Here is a 21,228-nt window from a genome sequence, read left to right as displayed (position 1 = left end):
AAGATCCTTTCCATGGAGATTTACCGCTGTCAAATCCCAGCGATTCTCAACACCACCTGCAGACCGCCGATAAGCGCGCCCAGAAATGCACCGAAGATGTTAATATATTTCAGATGCCGAGCGATAATGCCCAAAAGCAGCATCTCAACTTCTTCTATATCGAGACCGTTAATCCTGTCTACAACCATGCGGTAAATATCAAACCTTTCCACCAGAATTGGGACCGCTCCTTCCAGAACCCCTGTCAGGGCGGAGGCGGCAGCTGAAGGAAGCCCGGTATCATCCCGGGTCCCTCCCATAGCCGCTGCCTGGGGCGGGCTATCCTGCTGGGCCTCCTGCTTAGGATCCTGCTGAGCCTCCTGCCGGGCTTCGCGGATAATCCCCTGGAGGAGCCCACGAATCTCTTCCCTGCGCTTGGGTGAATCCAGTACTTCATAGAGGCCGTCATAAAGTTTGGTCAGAAGCTGCTGGAGATTCATGGAGGATAGGCGGAGGAGAATACTGTTAAGATCGCCGCTGTGCTCCACTCCCCTGCTTACCAGGGATGCCAGACGGCCGGGGGCATCTCCCTGCAGCAGAATCGTCCGAAAGCGTCTCAGCATCCGGTAGAGGTTTCTGCTGAGAACAACTCCATATTTGGACTCCACGTCTTTCAAGCCCTGCTCCTGAATTTCCGCAATAAACTGATGCAGGGCCATTTGGATTTTTTCCCGGTTATCCCGGGACCGGAGAGTGTCTTCCAGGGTCCGTAACAGATCTCGCACAATATCCGGCATATTTTCTTCCAGCGTCCGGTCATACTGGCCGGCACTGAGCATCATTCTCTGCATGGGCCGCAGCCTGAGCAAAATATCTGACAGAATCCGCTTGCCCCGGCGTACCAGTTCCTTTCGAATATTCGGCCGTCTGAGAAACGCCATGAGCCCGTTCACCCCGGGGGTATAGAACCTGTCGATAACATGCATGGTCCTGGAAAGCTGAACCCTGGTAAAAAACTCCCTGATACGGGTGTTCTCGGTCTCATGCCTTCTAAGCCAAAGCACCAGCGCCCAACTGAGCTTGCGATATGCGCTGCCCTCAATAAGATTCCTGAACAGGGACTCCAGGGAATCGCTCTCATAGAGGCGTACAGGAAGAATTCTGTCCAGGCTTCTGCTTCCCAGCCCCGTTGAGAGCCGTGAAATAAGCACCTTCAGAAGCCTCCGGGTAACATCCGAACTGAGCAATGGAACCAGCAACTGTTCAAAGCTCACGATCCGGGACTCCAGATCGTGAACATCTGCATTCTCTGTATCCCCGGATTCCTCATCAATGGCCGACTCCTGCCGTTGGGTCACCCGGGACGGGGTGAATATGCGCCGAATCTGGAGCACCAGCCCTTTCTGGAAGGCTTCCCCCCGAATATGCGAAAGAATAACTTCAGTGTTAAACAGGCTTCGGCTCACCATGCGGGCGATACTATGGGCCAGCTGCTCCCGTTGTCTGGGGATTATTCCAGGAGTAAGGGGTAACGGGATTCCCAGCACATATTTTCGGGTCAGGGGGCGAAACAGCATTCGAATGGCAAGGGCATTGGTCACATAGCCGATTATCGCCCCAATAAGCGGCGGAAGAATATAAATCAACAGCTCACGGACAGCCATGTATTTAAAACCCCTCGGTATCCGCCATCCGGCCGGCGGCATTCAGCGCTTCATCTCTGCTTGAATAAAATTCCATGCCCGCTGCGAACGCCCAGGCAGCCGCGTGCTCTCCGTGTTCGTCGGGTAATGCTATTTTGTACCAGTAATCCTGACGGGAATACAGGAGCTCTGTTTCAAGACTCTGTTCAAGCAATTCATACACATCTCCCTGCCGGGCCAGGCCTGCAACTTCGGATTCTATAGATGCCCGTGTATACAGGGGAAGATAACTGAACCGGATAACCGCCCAATCCTGCCGGAGAGAAAGTACCGGCGTCTCGGGAAGGGTTAATTCAGGAATCTTCTCTTCTGAACAAGATCCGAGAATCAGCAAAAACAGAAGGGAAAGAGTTACGCTGAACATGGTTTTTAGCTGCGGCACCCTGAATCCTCCAGATCATTTTCCAATATACGATGAAATCCGCTTCAGTATAGGATAAAATGAGAATTACATGAAGCCTATAATGTTTACCCATAGAATCCTCAAAGCTGCGGCAATTCTGGTATTGCTGTTGGGTGTATCCCCGCTTTCCGCACAAGCCCATGAAGATACCGAACCCCGGTTGGGACTGTACGGTGAAATCGGACAGGCCGCCAGATTGAGCCTGTTCAAGCAGATCCCTCTCCAGGCGCTTCAGTACAACCTATTGTTTCGCACCGGGGTATTCATCAATCAGGCCCGGGGGAGATTTTTTGTGCTCCCCTCGATTGCTTTCCATTTCACTGCTCCTCCCCGGGCCGTCGAAGGCTCCGTTATTTCTGTTCGAGGTGATACAATAATAGATGCAGGCCTGGGAATCCACTTCAGGCTGGGCGGGGAAACCCGCCCAACAAATACCCCAATGTGGCTCGGTTTTTCGTTCCATGGGAGTTTCGGGAGTTATCTCAACAGCAGGGTTCTCTTTTTCTCCCCGGGAACACAGCTGCGCTTCACTGCAGCACCGTTTCCCGGAAAGGGTGAATCGGCGAATTTGGCCGGCAAGCTGCGCACCGGGTTCTTTGGCCGCTGGGATCTCCGCCGGGACGAAACCATAATTATCACAGGAGGCGCATTTGCTGGATTTTCCTGGTAAGCAGAAGTTACATATTCAAGGGAACGCCACAAAGCAGCGAAACCGGAATGGCTTGCAGCAGTTTATGGCAAGCATCTTCCGGGAATTCTTCCGAAGATTCTTCCGGGGAACTTCCGGTCTGCTGCTATTGTCCTTACCGGCCGCCTTGCTGCTATTGTTTCTCGCCGGCTGCAGTTTCGCCGGAGAGCTCAACGGGAAACGCTACGCCCTGGTATACGGTGTGGGCAGCTATTCCAATATCAATGATCTGCCCTTTGCAGCCCAGGACGGTGTGGATATCAGATCCGCCTTGGAGGCCCAGGGCTACATTATTCTCTCCGCCAACAGCGGTCCCGTTGTCAATAAATCTGAGGTGATTCAGGATATCCAAATGGCGGCGAAGCGTATTGGTCCTTCGGATACTCTCTTTTTCTATTATGCGGGGCACGGAAGTCAGACACTATCGATTGACGGGGACGGGGATTATGACCGCCGGGAGTATCTTGTTTTTTCCGGCTACGGCAGCGGGTCGAATGAAGAGCTTCTGGCCACCGATGAATTTTACCGGGAACTGGATGCCATTCCCGCCCTTCACGTAACGATTGTAATGGACGCCTGCAACTCAGGAGGATTCCTTCCTCCGGAAAGTTACGGGGTGGATGCCCTTCCCGCGGATTACCGGCATCCGGTGGCAGCGGAACAGGGGGGCAGCGGCTACATGGATGCCTTCCGGGATTTCTTTTCCAACGACGGGTTCAGGAACATCAGCATGGTATCTGCGGCGGGGGCGGATGAGTTCAGCTATGAGTGGACCGAGTATTTTGCGACTGAACTGAACATCGGCGAAGAATACAGCGACAATGGAATATTCACCGGCTTTTTCCTGGAGGCCATGGAAACTGATGCACATGGAAGAATGAACGGCGACGCCAACTCCGACGGAGCTCTCACCCTTTCAGAAGCCTACGATTACAGCTTCACCCGCCTCGATGAGACCTGGAATGCTTTCTGGCGGAGTCCGGCCAACATGTTTCAATTGGTCGATGGATTGGATGACCCCGTCTATTATCCCCATATCAGCGGAGGAAGCGCTGATCCGGTACTTTTGCGCAGCGCATGGAGAGAATAGGAGAATATTGAGCACAGGAGGTAATGCGTGTTTCCCTACATCTCTTTCAGCTGTTCAATTTCATCCCGGATTACCGCCGCCTGTTCAAACTCAAGATTTTTCGCATGCTCTAGCATTTCCGCTTCAAGAACCTTTATCAGCTTCTTCCGCTGGGCGGGAACCATAATGTTGAATTCAGCTTTAATAATTTCGATATTTCGCTGTTCATCTTCCCGCTTCTCTTCCTTTTCCCTCTGGAGAATATCGTGAATCGCCTTGCGGATGGTGGTGGGGGTAATTCCATGTGCTTCATTATAATCCTTCTGAATACTCCGTCTGCGGTTGGTCTCTGAAATAGCTTTCTTCATGGCGTCGGATTCCCGGTCGGCATACATGATTACCTGCCCGTTTTCATTTCTGGCAGCCCGGCCGATGGTCTGAATGAGACTGGTTGATGAGCGGAGAAATCCGATCTTATCCGCATCCAGAATCGCCACCAGGGAAACCTCAGGAAGATCGAGTCCCTCCCTGAGCAGATTGATTCCAACCAGTACATCAAATTTTCCCTGCCGCAGTTCGGTAAGAATCTCAACCCGTTCAATGGTCTCAATCTCCGAATGAAGATAGCGCACCTTCAGGCCCATATTATTCAGATAATCGGTAAGGTCTTCCGCCATTTTCTTGGTCAGGGTGGTTACAAGGACCCGATGTGAGACTGCGACCCGCTTTTTGATCTCTTCATACAGATCTTCAATCTGACCCGTGGTGGGCCGCACATCAATCTCCGGATCCAAAAGCCCTGTGGGACGGATAATCTGTTCCACCACCCCACCGGATTTTTCCACTTCCAGGTTACCGGGAGTTGCACTTACATAGAGAGTATCACTGCAAAGGTTTTCAAATTCGGCATAAAATAGGGGACGGTTGTCCAAAGCGGATGGCAGCCGGAATCCGAAGTCAACAAGATTCTGTTTCCGGGAGCGGTCCCCTGCGAACATCCCGCCGATCTGTGGAACGGTAACATGGCTCTCATCAATAATCGTAAGAAAATCATTGGGGAAGTAATCCAGAAGCACCGCAGGCCGCTCACCTTCGGTTCTGCCGGTAAGATGGCGGCTGTAGTTTTCTATACCCGAGCAATACCCCATCTCCTCCATCATTTCCAAATCATATTCGGTCCGGCTCTTTATGCGCTGAGCCTCAACCAATTTATTTTGGGCAAGAAGAGATTCATGCCACTCATCCAACTCCCCCCGGATTACTTCGAGACTCTGCTTCATCAGTTCTTCGGGCATTACAAAGTGTTTTGCAGGATACACCATCAGAGTTTCTAATTCTTCAAGCACATCGAAACTCACTGGATGAATTTTCGTGATACGGGTTATCTCCTCCCATTCCAGCTCGATACGAAACCCGTCCTCCGAGTAGGCAGGAAATATCTCAATTACATCACCACGGATGCGAAACACACCCCGATGGGGAACCGAATCGTTTCGTTCATATTGCATGGAAACCAGTTCTCGCCGGAATTCCTGGAGGTTCAGCCGGGTTCCAGTATCCAGCCGCACGCGCATATCCCGGTAGTCCCTTGGGCTTCCGAGACCGTAGATGCAGGAAACGGTGGACACAACGATCACATCCCGCCGCTCCAGCAGGCTGGTGGTGGCGGCCAGCCGGAGTTTCTCGATCTCATCGTTGATGGATGCGTCTTTTTCAATATACAGATCTTTGCTGGCCACATAGGCTTCCGGCTGATAGTAATCGTAATATGACACGAAATACTCCACCGCGTTGTGGGGGAAGTATTCCTTGAATTCACGGTACAATTGGGCGGCAAGGGTTTTGTTATGGGAAACAACCAGTGTAGGCTTTTGCAGCTTTTCTATGACCTTGGCCATGGTGAATGTCTTTCCCGATCCGGTCACCCCCTTCAAGGTCTGGAAATGTTTGCCCGAATTGAATTCCTTCACCAGAGAACTGATGGCTGCCGGCTGATCACCCGAGGGTTCATAGCCGGAAGTAACGTGAAATTTTGTCATTGTATGCCTCGTATTAGCGGTCCCTCCAGGCTGCCATGGCAGCTCAGGGGATTACCACCCTGACTCGCCCGCCAGAAGGACGGGACAGGGAGCGTCTCTATTGATCTACTTTTGATAGATCTACTTTTAATGGATCTACTTTTAATGGATCTACTTTTAATGGACCTAATTCAGGAGAAACTGCTCAGGACGTTTTATCAGCTCTACCTGAGTTTCCCGACGGCGCCCCCCCCGGTAGTACACCACATCCACCACATCTCCTGGCCGGTTATCCTCCAATGCCTCATACAGATGTGCAATAGTGTAGGTGGGAGTTCCGTCAATTTCTACGATAATATCTCCCCCCAGATAAATAATGGTGTTCCCGTAGCGTACCGCATTATTTCTACTGCCACCCCGCAGACCGGCTTCCGCTGCTTCACCCCCGGAATCGATTCTGCTTATCAAAATTCCCCGTTCCACCGGCAGATCCGCATAGCTCACCAACTCGGGAAAAAGCTGAATGGGATTAATATCTATCCAGCCCCGGTTCACCTGACCGAATTCCAGAAGATCAGGAAGAACCCGCCGTACTGTATTGATAGGCACCGCAAATCCCACACCCACGCTGCCGCCGCTGGGGGAGTAAATCATGGTGTTCACGCCGATCAGATTTCCGGATGAGTTAAGCAGAGGGCCTCCGGAATTGCCGGGGTTGATGGATGCATCGGTCTGAATCATTCCCTGTATAATCGTACCGTTTGAATTTTGAATTGGACGTCCCAGCCCGGAAATGACCCCGGTAGTTAGGGTCCGGTCAAAACTGAAAGGGTTTCCGATGGCGAGAACTTTCTGACCCACTCGAAGTTCCGAAGAATCTCCCAACGGAATTGTTTGTAAATCTCTATCTCCAGGGTCAAATTTCAATACCGCCAGATCGTTTTCCGGGTCGCTGCCCACAATCTCGGCCTCCACCCTCTCCCCGTCTGAAAGGGTAACATAGACGGCAACCGCATCCTCAATTACATGCACGTTTGTGAGTACGTATCCCCGGGTATCTATGATGCTGCCGCTCCCGGTACTGCCCTCCTGAGGAACCGGCTCAAAAAATAATGAATAGGAGATCACCTCTGTACTGACATTCACCACCGCTTCATTCCGCATCTGATAAACCTGAATATTATTATATTCATCTTCCGTGAGAGACTCACTGCCGTCGAATGCAGGCCGGATGTAGGGATCATCGCTCTGTAAATCCAATACCGGTTGAATGGAATTAACGGAATTCTGGGTTTCATTTGCACTGCCCTCGTCCCGGGTAATGTTCACCGGCGAACCCTGATTCAACCAGGGCAGCTCGATAACTCCAAACCCGATAGCAAGGATTATGGTGAGCAGCCCGCCCAGTAAAACCAGCATGATGTTATGTCGTAAATCCTTCTTCCTCATGGTGATAATATACAAAAGAGAAAGTATTTTTCCTATGGGAAACAGTTCGCTTGTCCGTCCGGAACTAAAGAAATTCAGAAAACGCCTGGGGTGAGAGAAGTTGTCGAGCCATCCGGATATGCCGTGGTGCCACTCCAGGTAACTCATCCCCGGATCCTCCGTAGCCAGAATTGTGCGAAGCTTGCAGATCCCTGAGAGTGAGACTCACCCTGAGTAAATTCAGAGCCCTGCGGGAACTGAGAGCGCCACTTTTTTTCATCTCCAAGAAGACGTTTGCGCCTGCGGAAGAAAGGTTCTCCGGTTTTTGAATATCCACCCAGCCGCTGTATCCGTTGTATACCCCATGGCCGTTTCTGAGCTGTTGACGCTTCCGGGCCAAATTGATTCTTGAAATGCGTGCATCTTCTTCCTCGGGCAGATCCAGAGCAGCGCATATTTCCCTAGCTACACTATGTTCCCTCTCAGGTTCGGTGCTGAAATAATGCCGTAATTCAACCCGATCATATACAGCTCCTCCCAGCCTGCTCCAGTATCCGTGAAGCTGACGGTCGCTGCAAAGACAGAGGGCGTCTTCCCGCCCCCTGTTTCCACAGGGGCAGACATTCATGGTGAACGCATATACGGCGGAACAGGGATACACGCTGCTGCTTTCAGCCCTGACAACTCGAATCCGCCCCTGTTCCATGGGCTCGCGCAAATTTTGGAGTACATTCCTGTGGAACTCGGGAGCTTCATCTAGTAAAAGAATACCGCCATGAGCCAATGAAATCTCCCCTGGCCCCAATGAACGACCTCCTCCCAATAAGCCCTGAGCCGAACTGCTATGGTGAGGCTCACGAAAACTGTTGAAATATTCCTCCGTTGTATTGAAATGGGTGCCTGAACTGCGCAAATGAATTTTCATCTGCTCCCTGCTCAGTTCCGGGGGTACACCGGGTATAAGACGGGACAGATATCTTACAGCGGTAGTTTTTCCAGAGCCCGGCGCACCGTATAAAAGAATATTATGCATTCCGGCTGCACACACGGCAAGCTTGAGGCGTAAAAGGGGGGAGAAGAGCCCCGGCTCTATATGATCGGCAGAGGCAGAACGGCAGTGCACCAGCAAACGATCGGGTTGGGGGACTGGGGAATACCCGACCGGCGTCGGTTCAGGTTGAATAGCCTCTTGAAGGTTGTCCATACCGCTAAGTGGCAGCCCGGTGATATTCATGGAGAGTGCACGCTTCAACGACTCCCGGGGTATGCATATCCGCTGAAAACCCTCAGCCTCTGCGGATAACAGGGCTGCAAGATCATCCCGGGAGGAGCGCAGAAGTCCGGTAAGCCCCAACTCCCCGCAGAAGAGCCAACGTTCATCCTCAAAGCACTTGCGCATCTGGCCGGAAGTTTTAAGAATTGCCATGGCAACGGCAAAATCGTATCCGCTTCCCATCTTTTTTACATCGCCGGGACTTAGGTTTATAAGAATCCTTTTCTGAGGAAAGCTCCACCCAAGACTTCCCAGCGCGGCGCGCACCCGCTCCCTGCTCTCCCTTACCGCGGAATCGGGCAAACCCACAATGGTAAAACTGGGTAATCCAGGTTGAATATCACATTCAACCTGGACAATTTCCCCCTCATATCCTGTGGAAGAGAAACTGAATATCTGCATTCATGTGCCCCCGGTCGTTCGCATCGCTGCGGAAACCCATGGAAAACAAATAGATTCGGACTTTTCATCTTCTACTGGGCTCTCACAACAGCAACCGGGAAAAAGTTCATGCTGCTTGTCCCTCTGAAAAAATTACAGCAGAGCATTAACGCGCCATTATCTATTTGCAGCAATACACTGTTGCACCAGCTCATCACAGCGCTCATTCAGTTCAATTCCCGCATGTCCTTTGACCCATTTCCATTCAGGACTGATTTCACTATTCACCTCATCCAGGGTCATCCATAAATCCCGGTTCTTTACCGGCTTTTTCGCAGCTGTGAGCCAGCCTCTTCGCTTCCAATTATGGATCCAGTCGGAAATTCCGTTCTTCACATACTGGGAATCGGTATGAATCCGTACCTCGCTGAGGCCGTGATTGCTGCAATACTTCAAGGCATGAATGACCGCCTGAAGCTCCATTCGATTGTTGGTGGTATCCGGGTCAAATCCCGCATTTTCAACAGGTGCTCCCGGCAGATTTATGACATACGCCCAGGCCCCGGGTCCGGGATTTCCTATGCAGCCGCCGTCGGTGAATATTTCAGTTTTCATTCTGTTACTCTTGTATCCTATTCATGAAGTGATTAATATATGAGGCCATGGTATACAGATTCAAAGTCAGTGGAAACCCCCGTGCCATTCTCACTGTGGCAGTAATGGTTATTCTTATCAGTACATCATTTACTCTGCTTGTCGCCCTGGGAGGTGAATCCGGACTGCTCTTCGGGCTTCTCAGTCTTGCAGGTGCATTTCTATTGTTTAGATACTTCCTGAAGCATCGAAAAAGTTTTGTGGAAACCACAGACGACAACATTATCTGCAAAACCTCCGGTGGTTCCGAAATCCGAATGAACAAAACCGACATAACCCATTGCGGCCTCGCCCAGGGAAAGCAGGGGAAAATGTTATATATCTACTGTGAAGATGATGACCAACTGCTGACAATCCCTAATGACTTCCACGATTTCAACAAGCTGATTCAGGAGATTTCAGTTCTCCCCGGCTTCGAAAAGAAGACCTTGGAAGGGAGGACGGCAATTATCTCGTATTTATCTTCCCAACTGGAAGAATCAGCTGCACACAGCAGCGGCGATAATTACCATTAGGGAGATTTTTGTTTAGTCTTCCCTTCCCAGAAAAACCTGGGCATGATTCAGTGCCGAGAGCCACTTATACGGAGAAACGTACTCCTCCTGAAATTCTATGGTAGTAAGGGTATTATTCACATAGAATTCAAGTTGCTCGCTGTTTTGCACTCCGATACCGGAAAGAGTCTGGATATCATATTCTATTGGCTTATCTCCTGCAAGAATAATTGAAGTACCGCTGAATTGGAGGGTCCCCCAGGGGGAAAATTCATTAAAGTTCTTTCCGTCAGGGGCATATGCGAAACGTGCAGGCCCGTCTTCGAATATACCCTGGCCCGTTTTACCCGATATGAGAGAAACCAGACGATCCTGCTGCCATTGATCCCATTCGGCTAAATCCGGGAAGTGGTTCTTAAACGTGGACCGGGAAGGGAACCCATGGCGATTAATCTCCAGCTCCGCAGAACACACGCTGCATTCAACCCTGTTGTTAAAACTTCGAAGACTTCCTATTGAGCCGCAGTCGGGACAAATGAACACGGCATGCTCAATGCCTCGTGCACGCTCTTTGGTGGGAAGTTCCCTGGGATGCTGCCGAAGATATTCCCACTCGTTGTGTTCCAGGGCAATTTGAAGGCGTGCATTCAGCTGGGCAACGCTAAGACTGCGTACCTCCTTCTCACTGAAAAGTAGAGAAAACTCAAGTACAATTCCCGGTGCAAGAATCCCTCTGTGCCAGCGGGGCTCCGCGATATATCCGCCTTTAATACTGACCACAACCACCGGAGCTCTAAGAAGCCGGAGTAATTTGCCGGTTGATGGGGTTATTTCCATCGTTTTTCCACACCAGTTGGTATGTCCCTCGGGGAATACACCAATTATTCCTCCGCAGCTTCTCACATCCATGAGCGTTCGGAGTGACCCCATATCTGACCGGAACTTCACCTTAGGGACTGCACCTAACAGCCCAAGAAGCCAGGCGAGAAATGGTTTCCGGAAAACATAATCTGAGGCAATAAAATTCACCAGCCGCTTCAACCCGATGGCGGCAATGAACGGATCCCATTTATTTACATGGTTACCCAGTAGCACATACGAACCTTTCAGATTCCGTATCTCAGAGGGTACCTTAAAGCGCACACGGTAACGCAAAATAAAAAATACCCAGGCGAAAGGGCGGATAATTATATAGCTGAGCTTTTGAAGAATAAAACGTCTACAGATGTTTTGCATAATGACCTCAAATATTAAATTGAGTTCGATTATACCATAAAATTGCGTTTGACAAAGTCATTTACATCATCTATTGAATCGGTAAGAGCCAAAGCTAAGGTCTGGGTTTTTCCCTGGTAATGAATAGGAGCAAAAAATGCACCTGAAATACGTTCCTTTTGTGGGGCAAAGAGGGGAAAAAGGGACTGCAACCGTGCGGATCCCACATACATCATTTCCTGCTCTGAAACAATATGTTTCAAGGTGGAAATATCAGCAGATGAAATTCGAGAAAAATCTGCCTTGCTGAAACCTATTGAATTATTCAGCTCCGCATCGTCTTCAATATCTATAATCACCGCCGACTGGGCGTTCACCTGCCTGGTAAGCTTCATCATCGACCGAAGTTTCCGGCTGGCAGGGTTCTGAAATTGGGATTCGAAAGAATCGTATTCTATGCCCCGGGAAGAAGTGGTGAGCCTTCCTTCAGCCGAGCGTTGATGGTAAAATGCCTTACGGGAAAAATCCCTATCATTCTCTGAACTCTTTTCATGTGACAGCATATCATCCAGATCCAATTCCTCAGCCTGAAGAATCTGATGGATGGAATCGTTTTCCTCGAAATTATCATCATCATGACCTGAGCCCACTATTTCTTCGACCAGATCTTTGAACTCCCGGCGACCCGTTGCATATCCAGAACTGTACAATTCATCTGATACATAGGGCATCCCTTCGGCATCTTCCCGTATTGCTGGTTTTGATATTCCTTGATCACCGCTGTTCTCCAGCATATCAGTCAGCGATACACGATAGGTCACATCACTCAGGTTGTCTCCCGGGGATTGAACATCCTCCAGGTCCTCCAGATCTTCCAACTCTTCCAGGTCCTCAGCTGATGGACTACCGCCGTCATCTCCATAAATTTCATCGATCTCGCGCAGTTCATCCAGGTCCTCCAGCTCAGCATAATCGTCCGACTCAAAGTCCTTCACATCTCCCACGATTTCTACATCAACAGCCTGATTCAGTACAGGTATTACTGTCTGGTTTCCAAACCCGAACATCTGATATTCACCCTGCCTCAGGCTTGACAGCCCGTGATACACGGCAGGTCCCTTCAGCGCCAGCACATCGCTTGCGGGAGCCACAGAATCCTCTCCCATCTGTTCAAGTAGGTTCATGGCCTCGGAAGGTCTCATATCTAAATCAAATTCTGCGATATCCGGCAAGTCAAGACGTATATTATCCAGCGCTTCATCCACATTAAAAGCTTTCACAATGGGAGTGCTTTGCTGCTTCGGTATATCCGCATAATACCTGGGGGTTACTTCCGGTGAATCATCTTCATACTCCCCATCCATATCTTCATCCATGAAGATGGTCTCGGTCTCCGGCTCCACATCGCGATACGCTGTATCTCCAGACGAATTTCCATCTGAATAATTCTCCTGAAAGTCGAAGTCGGAACTGCTCACTAATTCCTCAATACCATCCCCGGAATCTGCAAGGGCCGAGGGCGGCAGCCCCTCTGCGTCGTTTTTCCCGCTAGAAGTGAGATATTTTTCATATTGCCCAGAATTTTTCTCCGAATCTTGACCGGGTTCTTCTCCCGTTTCTAAGCTATCATCATCCAGAATTTCTTCCGCCTCGGCAATTGAGTCATCCGACGCCTCAAGCTCCTGGGCGTCCTCAAGCTCTTCCACGGGCTCCAGATCCTCGGCCGCTTCCAGGTCTTCCACAGGCTCCGCCTCGGCAATTGAGTCATCCGCCGCCTCAAGCTCCTGGGCGTCCTCAAGCTCTTCCACGGGCTCCAGATCCTCGGCCGCTTCCAGGTCTTCCACAGGCTCGGCCTCGGCAATTGAGTCCTCTGCTGCCTCAAGCTCCTGGGCGTCCTCAAGCTCTTCCACAGCCTCCAGATCCTCGGCCGCTTCCAGGTCTTCCACAGCCTCGGCCTCGGCAATTGAGTCATCCGCCGCCACAAGCTCCTGGGCGTCCTCAAGCTCTTCCACAGGCTCCAGATTCTCGGCCGCTTCTGTCTGAGGAGGCGGGGTTTGGATGGGTTGACTTGAAGATACAGAACTGCTTTTGGTACCCAGGTATTGGGGATTAATTCCCGTATGCTCTAATCTGGCAAGGATATTTTCAACTAACTGCTCCAGATGGGCGGGATCGAAGTTGACATTGGCATTGCTTTGCAGCTGATTACTCATTTGTCTGCTGCCCAGGACATCCAGAATATCTTCCCAGCTGCTGTCTATGAGATCGCTGTAACGTTGAGAATCACGCTCGGATATGCCTTTGGTAAGCTGCTTTTTCAGATCGTTTTTTCGAACTCTCAGTTCGGTTTGCCATTTCTGTAGATCCACATTGCCTTTTTTATCTACTGCCTCTTTGAGCAGATCAAGCTGGAATCTTTTTACCCTATCCCGTACAACAACTTCGCTGTCCTGGCGTAAATTCAGGAGTAACAACAGGACTAGAAAGCCAGTAAAGAACAAGGTGGATGAGAGGAAGATTTTCATTGCAGATGTAAGCTGCAGCTCATCCAGTGGAACCAGAGAAACGCTGCTGATATTTTCACCCTCTGCTATTCGCACCAGTACTTCACCCTGATTTTGAATATCCAACGTGATGTCTTCCCGGGTTTTTAGAGCCTCCCATCGGGATGCAAGTGTATCCACAACATTCTCCCCCTGCTGGGGAGGATTGAGTATCATTCCGTCAGGTGGAAAGAGTCGAACCGTCTGCCCAAATGGAATAAGCCTGTTGCGGGTGAGCATATTGTTTAATGAGCTGGTATTGATTGATGCAAGGGCATAGCCGGAGAAAATCTCCACATTGTTGTACACCGGAAACATATACTCGATAAGTTGAAACTCGCTATTAATTGAGCGACGTCTCTCTGTTGACTCTCCATCTATGTCAGATGCCTGTGACTCCAAACTTCCGACTTCAATATCAAGCTGTTCTACCGGAAGGTAGCGAATGCCAGAAGGTCCCCGGGAATCAATATCCGACAGACGGCTTGAATAATGCAGCTGAGTAAAGTCCTCATCAAACACCCGCAGGCTGACAAACGCGGGAAAATCCCGGTTTATATTTTGTATAAGCTCGGTCCTGCGATTAATATCATCCTGAACCTGATTTACTGCATAGCTTCTTCTGAAGGATTCATCGGAGATAATGTCTTCAAATCTCCCAAGCAAATTGTTTTCATACTCCGAAAAGATTTCATTTACCTGACCAAGTGATTCATCGACGGTTTCAAGGACTCGGTTATTGTAAAATTCAGTTTCTATTTGTTGGAAAAGCCCGGTTTGCCCCAGAACCAGAAACGCAGCAGTGAGAATTAATGCGACTGTGAAACTTATTAGAAGTTTTTTCATGTTACTCATAGTGTTTGGTTCCGGAAAACATCTCTAGTACTATATCGACATTTTGTCAGGATTACAAAACCATTTTCCGGCTCAGCAGTGCATCAAACCATAAAAAAAACCCCCAGTGGTGCCGAAATGTTCGGACCATCTGAGGGCTTTTTTCGGGCTTCGCCGGAAGCCGCCTCCTGAATAGAGCGCTGCTTACCGTTTTCCCGCAATTGTATTTTGCAGTCTTGCAATTGGGTTATTCTTCAGTTGATCGGTCAACCAGCTCGAGAATAACCATCTCCGCTGCATCGCCTTGACGCTGTCCCAGTTTGTATACACGGGTATAGCCGCCATTCCGCTCCTGGAAACGGGGGCCCAGGTCGGTAAAGAGTTTGGAAAGCACTTCCTTGTCTTTGATTCTTCGTCCAACCATCCGTCTGTTATGTACGGAATCTTCCTTCGCTCGGGTTATCATCTTTTCAGCAGTCCGACGGATTTCCATTGCCTTTGTTTTGGTAGTTTTAATCCGTTCATACCGAAAAAGAGATGTAACCATGTTTCGTGTCAAAGATTCCCTGTGACTGGCCTTGCGGCCCAGTGGGTTAAATCCGATTCTATGCTTCATCGTTTACATCTTCCTTATTTTCCGGTACCCGGGTGGTTCCCCGAAGAGAACTGTAATCGGTCATTCCGAGGCTAAGGTTCCACTCTTTGAGCTTTTCCTTGATCTCCTGGAGCGACTTCTTCCCGAAGTTCCGTGTTTTTGCAATTTCATCTTCTGTTTTAGAGGTGAGATCACCTATAGATTTAATATTCGCATTCTTCAAACAATTGCTGGAGCGAACTGATAGTTCCAGTTCTTCCACAGGGGTCTCGAGAATTGCCTGTATACGGGCATTTTCCTCATCCACATCTTCTTCCGCGAGAATATCGTTCTCATCGAAGTTAATAAAGATGGTGAAATGATCCTTGGCAATCTTTGCCGCTTCTGCAAGTGCATCATCGGGCTTGATCGTGCCATCGGTCCAAATCTCAAGAGTTAATTTATCATAATCAGCCCGGTTCCCCACACGGGTATTCTCTGTAGTATACACAACCCGTTTAATTGGTGAGAATATGGCATCCATGGGAATTGTGCCGATTATTTCGATATAGTTTTCATTCAACTCAGCGGGAACGTATCCCCTGCCAAGATCTATTTGAATCTCAATCTCCAGATGTGCATTCGGCATGCACGTAAGAAGATGCAGATCTTTATTGATTACTTCGATATCTGAATCAACTTCGAGACTTGCTCCGGTAATTTCTCCCTCACCTTTCAACTCAACAAGAATATTCTTCTGTTCAGTATCTTCCGGGAGTTTGATCTGAAGCTGTTTCAGGCTGCTGATAAAGTCCGATGTGTCTTCAACAACCTCAGGAATTGATTCATATTCACTGGAAAGCACGTGAGCATTGCCTTCAGCATCGTAGGAGGTAATCCTGATCGCGCTGATAGCATAGCCCTGTATGCTGGATAACAGTATCCGTCTCAGGGTATTACCGATTGTTGTACCGTATCCCCGTTCGAAAGGATATGCAATAAAACGACCGTAATCCGGAGTAACTTCACTGTGCTCGAAGGTAATTCCTTTTGGTTTCTTAAAACCTTTTAACAGGTTTTTACGTGCCATGTATGCTCCTTGGTTGTATAGGCGAGGACTTATGCTGCAAGAACCTGAACCCCGCCTGGTTCCACTGGATCTTCTCTCTCATACTATCGGCGCAGGGTCTGTATACTATAGCAGACAGCGTCTACATAAAGATACACAGACCCCCAATTGCTTTAGACTCTACGAGTCTTCCGCGGCCGACAACCGTTATGAGGAATGGGAGTTACATCTTTGATGCTCTTCACACGAAGGCCCAAATTTCCCAAGGAACGGATTGCAGATTCCCGTCCCACACCGGGACCCTTTACATACACATGTACTTCTCTCAATCCGTAATCCATCGCCTTTTGAGCTGCAGTCTCAGCTGTAGTCTGAGCTGCATAGGGAGTGGATTTTTTTGCTCCCTTGAAACCCAGTCCGCCGGCACTCGCCCAGGAAACGGTATTACCTCGAAGATCGGATATGGTAACGATGGTGTTGTTGAAGGTGGCTTGAATATGAACCTGTCCCTCGTGTACCGTCTTTTTCTCTTTCTTCTTTCTGCTAACCTTAGCCAATGATTAACCCTCCAGGGTAACTACTTTTTCTTGCCTGCAACGGTCTTCCGCTTACCCTTTCGGGTTCGGGCATTTGTCTGTGTCTGCTGCCCGCGGACAGGAAGTCCCCTTCGATGACGAAGACCGCGATACGATCCGATATCCATAAGCCGTTTAATGTTCAGACTGATTTCTGTCCGAAGACGGCCTTCCACTTTGTAATCACTTTCAAGAATTCCGCGCAGAGCGTTAGTCTCTTCGGAATCAAGCTCATTTGTACGCTTATTTCTGGGAATACCCGCTTTATCACAGATTTCCTGTGCTGAAGTATGGCCAATCCCGTAAATATACGTAAGAGCTATTTCAATGTGTTTATTCGGTAAGTCTACACCGGCAATACGAGCCATTCAAACTCCTCCTACTTCTGTCTCTGCTTATGCTTGGGATTATCACAAATAATGCGTACAACCCCTCGCCGCCGAATAACTTTGCATTTGTCACAGATTGGCTTAACACTAACCCGTACTTTCATAATTCGTCCTTTTTACTTTACAAATTCCGGGACTTGATCCGTCCCTTCTTTGTAAGACCATCATGGTGATGCATTCGCAGTTGCCCTTCAATCTGACTCATCAGATCCAGGTCAACCCCAACAAGAATCAGCAGGGATGTACCACCCATCAGGTATGCAACCTGAACCGGAAAGTCAAAAACTGACTGGGCGATGGTTGGTATGACTGCTATGAACGCCAGAAAGAGCGCGCCGGGAAGGATTATCCGATTAAGAACCTTCGACATATGCTCTTCCATCTTCTCTGCCCGGATACCGGGTATAGAGCCGCCATTCTCCCTTATCTGCCGAGAAATTTCAATGGGATTCAGTGAAACCTGGGTGTAAAAGTATGCAAAGAAGACAATTAGGAGCGTGTAGATAATGATGTAGGGTGCTCCATCGGGACTTAGAAATCTCTGCAAACTCTGAAGCCATCTCACATCGGCTGCCAATCCGCTGGCAATCTGAATGGGAAATGTCAAAATAGAAGAAGCAAAGATAACCGGAATAACACCGGACGGATTGATCTTGAAAGGAATGTAGGTGCTCTGTGCCCCGTACATTCGGCGTCCAACAACCCGCTTTGCATAGTTCACCGGGATTTTCCGCTGACCCCGCTGTTCATATATTACAAGTACGATAACGGCCACAAACATCAGAATTGCAAGCATTACAAACACCGGATTCAGTCCGTTGAGCATTTCCTGGTACAGGGACCAGAATGCACCGGGCATCCTCGCGACAATACCTGCAAATATAATCAGGGAAATACCGTTGCCGATACCCCGCTGATTGATCTGCTCTCCAAGCCACATAAGAAACATTGTACCTACGGTAACTGAAAGCATGGCGAATATGGTGAATACAAAGCGGTTATCCATGGCGATTGCGTCGGGTATGCTGTTTGCATACTGACGGATTACCAAAGACTGCATAAGAGCCACCACAACGGTTCCATAGCGGATGTACCGCTGAATCTTCTTAGAACCACCCTCTTCCATCTGAAGCTTTTTCAGGGAAGGGAACACCAGCAGCATCAGCTGCATGATAATTGACATGGAGATGTAGGGCATAATACCCAACATGAAAACAGAAAAGTTTGAGAATGCGCCGCCTGAAAAGAAATCCAGATATCCGGTGATGCTCAATCCGCTTCCTGCCTGGGAGGCGGTTATTGCATTCTGAATAGCGCTGACATTAATACCGGGAATGGGAATAAATGTACCCACCCGGTAAATTACCAGCACACCCAGGGTGAATAAAATTCTGTCCCGGAGATCCTTGATTCTGAAAATGTCGAGCAACGCATTATTCGCCATCGTTCTGTTCCTGTGTATCAAGTACTTTGAGTTCTGTTACAGTTCCACCGGCTTTTTCGATCTTAGCCTTGGCAGATTCGGAGACCGCAATGTATTCGACGCTGAGTTTCTTCTTGATTTCACCGTTACCCAGAATCTTTACATTTTTTTCTCTGTTTTTAATGAGACCTTTTTTTGCAAGGCTTTCCAGAGATACGGTTTCTCCGCTTTTATAACTCCGCTGCAGAGCATCCAGATTCAAAACGGTGAATTTGGTTTTGAACGGATAATTACTGAAACCCCTGCGGGCAATCCGGCGGTACAGAGGCATCTGTCCACCTTCAAACCCCGGGCGTACTCCGCCACCGGAGCGGGCGTTCTGACCGTTATCACCGCGGCCGGCGGTGAGACCAAGGCCGCTGCCCTGTCCCCTGCCGACACGCTTACGATTACGGGTGGAACCTTCAGGTTTTTTCAACATGCTCATTTCTTAAGCTCCTCAACCTCAAGGAGATAATCAACAGTATCGATCATTCCCTGAATCATGGGATTCAGTTCCTTCTCAATCGACTGGTTAAGCTTACGCAAACCCAGAGCTTCAACTGTAGCTCTGTGTTGAGGCTTCCGGCCGTTGGGACTCTTCTTCAACGTAATTCGTACCTTCATAGCTTAACCCCACAGCTCCTTCAGGGATTTTCCCCGGTCGCTGGCAATTTTCTTCGCATCCATTACGTTCTCGAGACCGTTAAAGGTGGCTTTTACAACGTTAATTGCATTCTGACTTCCCAGCGATTTGCTGAGCACGTCGCTGAGGCCACCAAGTTCGAGGATTGCCCGCACCGCTCCACCGGCGATTACTCCGGCACCGGGTGCAGCTGGCTTCATAAGTATGGAAGAACTCTTGTATTTACCGGTGATCTTGTGGGGGAGCGTACCGTTCTTAATGGGTACCACAACCAGGCTTTTCTTGCCCTTATCAACAGCCTTTCGGATGGCTTCGGAAACATCGTTTGCTTTACCGAACCCGAATCCTACACGGCCTTTTTTATCTCCCACAACAACCAGAGCCGAAAAGCTGAAGCGGCGTCCGCCCTTTACAACTTTTGCTACCCGGTTAAGCTGGATCAGCTTTTCACTAAATTCTTTGTCTTGATCGCGGTCGCGACCTCTGTTTCTCCGATCCATCATTCCTCCCTAGAATTTGATACCGGACTTCCGGGCACCATCAGCGAAGGCTTTAATGACTCCGTGATACAGTCTACCATTTCTGTCAAAAACGACTTCCGTCACCTTCAGTTCCTTCAGTGAGTTACCGAGGGCTTCACCAAGCTTTGCGGCGTCTTCAACGTTTACCTTGAGAGCGCTGTGCTCTCCTCCCTGGGTAGAGACCGATGCAATGGTATGACCTTTTACATCGTCAATAACCTGGGCATAGATATTCTTGTTACTCTTGTAAACGGTGAGACGGGGACGTTCTGTGGTTCCGGCAATCTTCCTCCGGACGCGCATTTTCCGTCGATTCAGTCTTTGTTTCTTTTCAACAATTCTCTTCATATCAATGCCCTATTATTTGATACCGGTCTTTCCTTCTTTGCGGCGGATATGTTCATCTTCATACCGTACGCCCTTACCCTTATAGGGCTCGGGGGGTCTCAATGAACGTATTTCCGATGCAACGCGACCGACCAGAACTTTATCGTTACCTTTAATAATAACTTTGTTCTGTCCCTCTACCTGTACCTCTGCACCTTCGGGGATTACATATTCGATCTGGTTAGAAAATCCCAGATTGAGAAGTATGCTCTGCCCCTTCACTTCGGCACGGTAACCAACACCATTTATAATCAAAGCTCGTTCAAAACCCTTGGTAACCCCAATAACCATGTTATTTAAAAGGTTCCGGTAGAGTCCGTGAAGACTTTTGGCTTCTTTGGATTCATTCTTCCGGGTTACAAGAATCTGATTATCTTCAGACTTGAAACTTACCAGGGGCTTGTATGTCTGGCTCAGACTTCCATTTGGTCCCTTCACGGTAAAGGTGTCGTCGGTTACATTGACTTCCACACCCTGTGGGATCGCCACAGGCAGTTTTCCAATTCGTGACATGTATTACCCCTTACCAGATTGAACAGATCAGTTCTCCCCCGACCTTTTTCTCACTCGCTTTACGTCCGGTTGTTACACCGGTGGAGGTGGAAACGATCAGGGTACCATAACCATTCAGAATCCGGGGCAGTTCTTTATACCCCGAATACACCCGTCGACCGGGCTTCGAAATTTTCTGAAGGCCGTGAATAATCGGTTTATCATTTTCATCATACTTCAGGAAAACGCGGATGACATCGATGCCATCTTTTGTCACTTTCTTGAAGTTCTTCACATAACCTTCGTTCTTCAGAATCTTCACAATTTCCAGTTTGAGTTTTGAGGGAGTCACATCAACCTTCTCAAAACTTGCCATGGAGGCATTCCGGATTTTTGTGAGCATATCTGCTACAGGATCGCTAATACTCATT

23 protein-coding genes are annotated in these 21,228 nt (G+C 49.1%); 3 read left to right on the top strand and 20 right to left on the bottom strand.

The genetic code is table 11. From position 1 onward, the window contains the following. Positions 1–29 precede the first annotated feature (29 nt). Positions 30–1,643: a DUF445 family protein gene (locus tag AC52PS_RS07290; protein ID WP_495562390.1), complete on the bottom strand. Its 1,614-nt coding sequence runs from the start codon at positions 1,641–1,643 to the stop codon at positions 30–32. 4 nt (positions 1,644–1,647) lie between these two features. Beyond that, positions 1,648–2,064, bottom strand: a complete 417-nt coding sequence (locus tag AC52PS_RS07285) for a hypothetical protein (RefSeq protein WP_495562389.1) — start codon at positions 2,062–2,064, stop codon at positions 1,648–1,650. Between the two features lie 70 nt (positions 2,065–2,134). Between AC52PS_RS07285 and AC52PS_RS07280 the strand changes: the two genes are divergently transcribed. Both AC52PS_RS07280 and AC52PS_RS07275 read left to right on the top strand, forming a co-directional pair. Further along, positions 2,135–2,755 (top strand): hypothetical protein, encoded by a 621-nt coding sequence (locus tag AC52PS_RS07280; RefSeq protein ID WP_495562388.1) that lies wholly within the window; start codon positions 2,135–2,137, stop codon positions 2,753–2,755. After that, complete coding sequence (locus tag AC52PS_RS07275; RefSeq protein WP_495562387.1) at positions 2,736–3,863, top strand: caspase family protein; 1,128 nt, start codon at positions 2,736–2,738, stop codon at positions 3,861–3,863. Before AC52PS_RS07280 ends, AC52PS_RS07275 begins: the two co-directional genes overlap by 20 nt. Before the next feature lie 35 nt (positions 3,864–3,898). On the opposite strand, the gene uvrB is transcribed toward AC52PS_RS07275, so the two are convergent. The 4 genes from uvrB to rnhA form a co-directional block, all read right to left on the bottom strand. Continuing rightward, positions 3,899–5,881 carry an excinuclease ABC subunit UvrB gene (gene uvrB, locus AC52PS_RS07270; RefSeq protein ID WP_495562386.1) on the bottom strand — a complete coding sequence of 661 codons (1,983 nt, stop codon included), beginning with the start codon at positions 5,879–5,881 and terminating at the stop codon, positions 3,899–3,901. 165 nt (positions 5,882–6,046) lie between these two features. Then, complete coding sequence (locus tag AC52PS_RS07265) at positions 6,047–7,309, bottom strand: S1C family serine protease (RefSeq protein WP_495562385.1); 1,263 nt, start codon at positions 7,307–7,309, stop codon at positions 6,047–6,049. A gap of 64 nt (positions 7,310–7,373) precedes the next feature. Then, complete coding sequence (locus AC52PS_RS07260; RefSeq protein WP_495562384.1) at positions 7,374–8,963, bottom strand: ATP-binding protein; 1,590 nt, start codon at positions 8,961–8,963, stop codon at positions 7,374–7,376. 156 nt (positions 8,964–9,119) lie between these two features. Continuing rightward, positions 9,120–9,557 carry a ribonuclease HI gene (rnhA, locus tag AC52PS_RS07255; RefSeq protein ID WP_495562383.1) on the bottom strand — a complete coding sequence of 146 codons (438 nt, stop codon included), beginning with the start codon at positions 9,555–9,557 and terminating at the stop codon, positions 9,120–9,122. A gap of 47 nt (positions 9,558–9,604) precedes the next feature. Between rnhA and AC52PS_RS07250 the strand changes: the two genes are divergently transcribed. Beyond that, positions 9,605–10,111, top strand: a complete 507-nt coding sequence (locus AC52PS_RS07250) for a hypothetical protein (RefSeq protein WP_495562382.1) — start codon at positions 9,605–9,607, stop codon at positions 10,109–10,111. A 12-nt stretch (positions 10,112–10,123) separates the two neighbouring features. On the opposite strand, the gene AC52PS_RS07245 is transcribed toward AC52PS_RS07250, so the two are convergent. From AC52PS_RS07245 to rpsH, 14 genes are all read right to left on the bottom strand, one after another. After that, a complete protein-coding gene (locus tag AC52PS_RS07245) occupies positions 10,124–11,326 on the bottom strand; it encodes a lysophospholipid acyltransferase family protein (RefSeq protein WP_495562381.1) in 1,203 nt (400 codons plus the stop codon). Between the two features lie 29 nt (positions 11,327–11,355). Beyond that, complete coding sequence (locus AC52PS_RS07240; RefSeq protein WP_495562380.1) at positions 11,356–14,694, bottom strand: hypothetical protein; 3,339 nt, start codon at positions 14,692–14,694, stop codon at positions 11,356–11,358. A 235-nt stretch (positions 14,695–14,929) separates the two neighbouring features. Next, positions 14,930–15,298: a 50S ribosomal protein L17 gene (gene rplQ, locus AC52PS_RS07235; RefSeq protein WP_495562379.1), complete on the bottom strand. Its 369-nt coding sequence runs from the start codon at positions 15,296–15,298 to the stop codon at positions 14,930–14,932. Next, positions 15,288–16,346 carry a DNA-directed RNA polymerase subunit alpha gene (locus AC52PS_RS07230; protein WP_495562378.1) on the bottom strand — a complete coding sequence of 353 codons (1,059 nt, stop codon included), beginning with the start codon at positions 16,344–16,346 and terminating at the stop codon, positions 15,288–15,290. Before AC52PS_RS07230 ends, rplQ begins: the two co-directional genes overlap by 11 nt. A gap of 152 nt (positions 16,347–16,498) precedes the next feature. Further along, entirely contained in the window at positions 16,499–16,882 is a 384-nt protein-coding gene (rpsK, locus tag AC52PS_RS07225) for a 30S ribosomal protein S11 (protein ID WP_495562377.1), read from the bottom strand. Positions 16,883–16,902: 20 nt separating this feature from the next. Then, entirely contained in the window at positions 16,903–17,268 is a 366-nt protein-coding gene (gene rpsM / locus AC52PS_RS07220) for a 30S ribosomal protein S13 (protein ID WP_024267248.1), read from the bottom strand. Between the two features lie 11 nt (positions 17,269–17,279). Further along, a complete protein-coding gene (gene rpmJ, locus AC52PS_RS07215) occupies positions 17,280–17,393 on the bottom strand; it encodes a 50S ribosomal protein L36 (RefSeq protein ID WP_495562376.1) in 114 nt (37 codons plus the stop codon). Positions 17,394–17,410: 17 nt separating this feature from the next. Further along, positions 17,411–18,733: a preprotein translocase subunit SecY gene (gene secY, locus AC52PS_RS07210; protein WP_495562375.1), complete on the bottom strand. Its 1,323-nt coding sequence runs from the start codon at positions 18,731–18,733 to the stop codon at positions 17,411–17,413. Further along, the gene (gene rplO / locus AC52PS_RS07205) at positions 18,723–19,199 is read right to left on the bottom strand and encodes a 50S ribosomal protein L15 (protein WP_495562374.1); all 477 of its coding nucleotides are present in this window, start codon (positions 19,197–19,199) and stop codon (positions 18,723–18,725) included. The genes secY and rplO overlap by 11 nt, the downstream gene beginning before the upstream one ends. Further along, positions 19,196–19,378 carry a 50S ribosomal protein L30 gene (gene rpmD, locus AC52PS_RS07200; protein WP_495562373.1) on the bottom strand — a complete coding sequence of 61 codons (183 nt, stop codon included), beginning with the start codon at positions 19,376–19,378 and terminating at the stop codon, positions 19,196–19,198. The genes rplO and rpmD overlap by 4 nt, the downstream gene beginning before the upstream one ends. Positions 19,379–19,381: 3 nt before the next feature. Continuing rightward, a complete protein-coding gene (gene rpsE, locus AC52PS_RS07195; protein WP_495562372.1) occupies positions 19,382–19,897 on the bottom strand; it encodes a 30S ribosomal protein S5 in 516 nt (171 codons plus the stop codon). Between the two features lie 9 nt (positions 19,898–19,906). Next, positions 19,907–20,266, bottom strand: coding sequence for a 50S ribosomal protein L18 (gene rplR / locus AC52PS_RS07190; RefSeq protein ID WP_495562371.1), 360 nt, complete (start codon positions 20,264–20,266; stop codon positions 19,907–19,909). Between the two features lie 12 nt (positions 20,267–20,278). Then, positions 20,279–20,818, bottom strand: coding sequence for a 50S ribosomal protein L6 (rplF, locus tag AC52PS_RS07185; RefSeq protein ID WP_495562370.1), 540 nt, complete (start codon positions 20,816–20,818; stop codon positions 20,279–20,281). A gap of 10 nt (positions 20,819–20,828) precedes the next feature. Then, positions 20,829–21,227 carry a 30S ribosomal protein S8 gene (gene rpsH, locus AC52PS_RS07180; RefSeq protein WP_024267241.1) on the bottom strand — a complete coding sequence of 133 codons (399 nt, stop codon included), beginning with the start codon at positions 21,225–21,227 and terminating at the stop codon, positions 20,829–20,831. Position 21,228 lies beyond the last annotated feature (1 nt).

It is taken from the genome of Salinispira sp. (genome assembly GCF_059431795.1).
Note: the sequence above shows the minus strand (reverse complement) of the source record. Positions and strands in the feature narration are given on the sequence as shown.

Coding starts and splice junctions, on each gene's coding strand:
- AC52PS_RS07290 (WP_495562390.1), bottom strand. CDS start 1,643: ATGGCTGTCCGTGAGCTGTTGATTTATATTCTTCCGCCGCTTATTGGG.
- AC52PS_RS07280 (WP_495562388.1), top strand. CDS start 2,135: ATGAAGCCTATAATGTTTACCCATAGAATCCTCAAAGCTGCGGCAATT.
- uvrB (WP_495562386.1), bottom strand. CDS start 5,881: ATGACAAAATTTCACGTTACTTCCGGCTATGAACCCTCGGGTGATCAG.
- AC52PS_RS07265 (WP_495562385.1), bottom strand. CDS start 7,309: ATGAGGAAGAAGGATTTACGACATAACATCATGCTGGTTTTACTGGGC.
- AC52PS_RS07260 (WP_495562384.1), bottom strand. CDS start 8,963: ATGCAGATATTCAGTTTCTCTTCCACAGGATATGAGGGGGAAATTGTC.
- rnhA (WP_495562383.1), bottom strand. CDS start 9,557: ATGAAAACTGAAATATTCACCGACGGCGGCTGCATAGGAAATCCCGGA.
- AC52PS_RS07250 (WP_495562382.1), top strand. CDS start 9,605: ATGGTATACAGATTCAAAGTCAGTGGAAACCCCCGTGCCATTCTCACT.
- AC52PS_RS07245 (WP_495562381.1), bottom strand. CDS start 11,326: ATGCAAAACATCTGTAGACGTTTTATTCTTCAAAAGCTCAGCTATATA.
- AC52PS_RS07240 (WP_495562380.1), bottom strand. CDS start 14,694: ATGAAAAAACTTCTAATAAGTTTCACAGTCGCATTAATTCTCACTGCT.
- rplQ (WP_495562379.1), bottom strand. CDS start 15,298: ATGAAGCATAGAATCGGATTTAACCCACTGGGCCGCAAGGCCAGTCAC.
- AC52PS_RS07230 (WP_495562378.1), bottom strand. CDS start 16,346: ATGGCACGTAAAAACCTGTTAAAAGGTTTTAAGAAACCAAAAGGAATT.
- rpsM (WP_024267248.1), bottom strand. CDS start 17,268: ATGGCTCGTATTGCCGGTGTAGACTTACCGAATAAACACATTGAAATA.
- rpmJ (WP_495562376.1), bottom strand. CDS start 17,393: ATGAAAGTACGGGTTAGTGTTAAGCCAATCTGTGACAAATGCAAAGTT.
- secY (WP_495562375.1), bottom strand. CDS start 18,733: ATGGCGAATAATGCGTTGCTCGACATTTTCAGAATCAAGGATCTCCGG.
- rplO (WP_495562374.1), bottom strand. CDS start 19,199: ATGAGCATGTTGAAAAAACCTGAAGGTTCCACCCGTAATCGTAAGCGT.
- rpmD (WP_495562373.1), bottom strand. CDS start 19,378: ATGAAGGTACGAATTACGTTGAAGAAGAGTCCCAACGGCCGGAAGCCT.
- rpsE (WP_495562372.1), bottom strand. CDS start 19,897: ATGGATCGGAGAAACAGAGGTCGCGACCGCGATCAAGACAAAGAATTT.
- rplR (WP_495562371.1), bottom strand. CDS start 20,266: ATGAAGAGAATTGTTGAAAAGAAACAAAGACTGAATCGACGGAAAATG.
- rplF (WP_495562370.1), bottom strand. CDS start 20,818: ATGTCACGAATTGGAAAACTGCCTGTGGCGATCCCACAGGGTGTGGAA.
- rpsH (WP_024267241.1), bottom strand. CDS start 21,227: ATGAGTATTAGCGATCCTGTAGCAGATATGCTCACAAAAATCCGGAAT.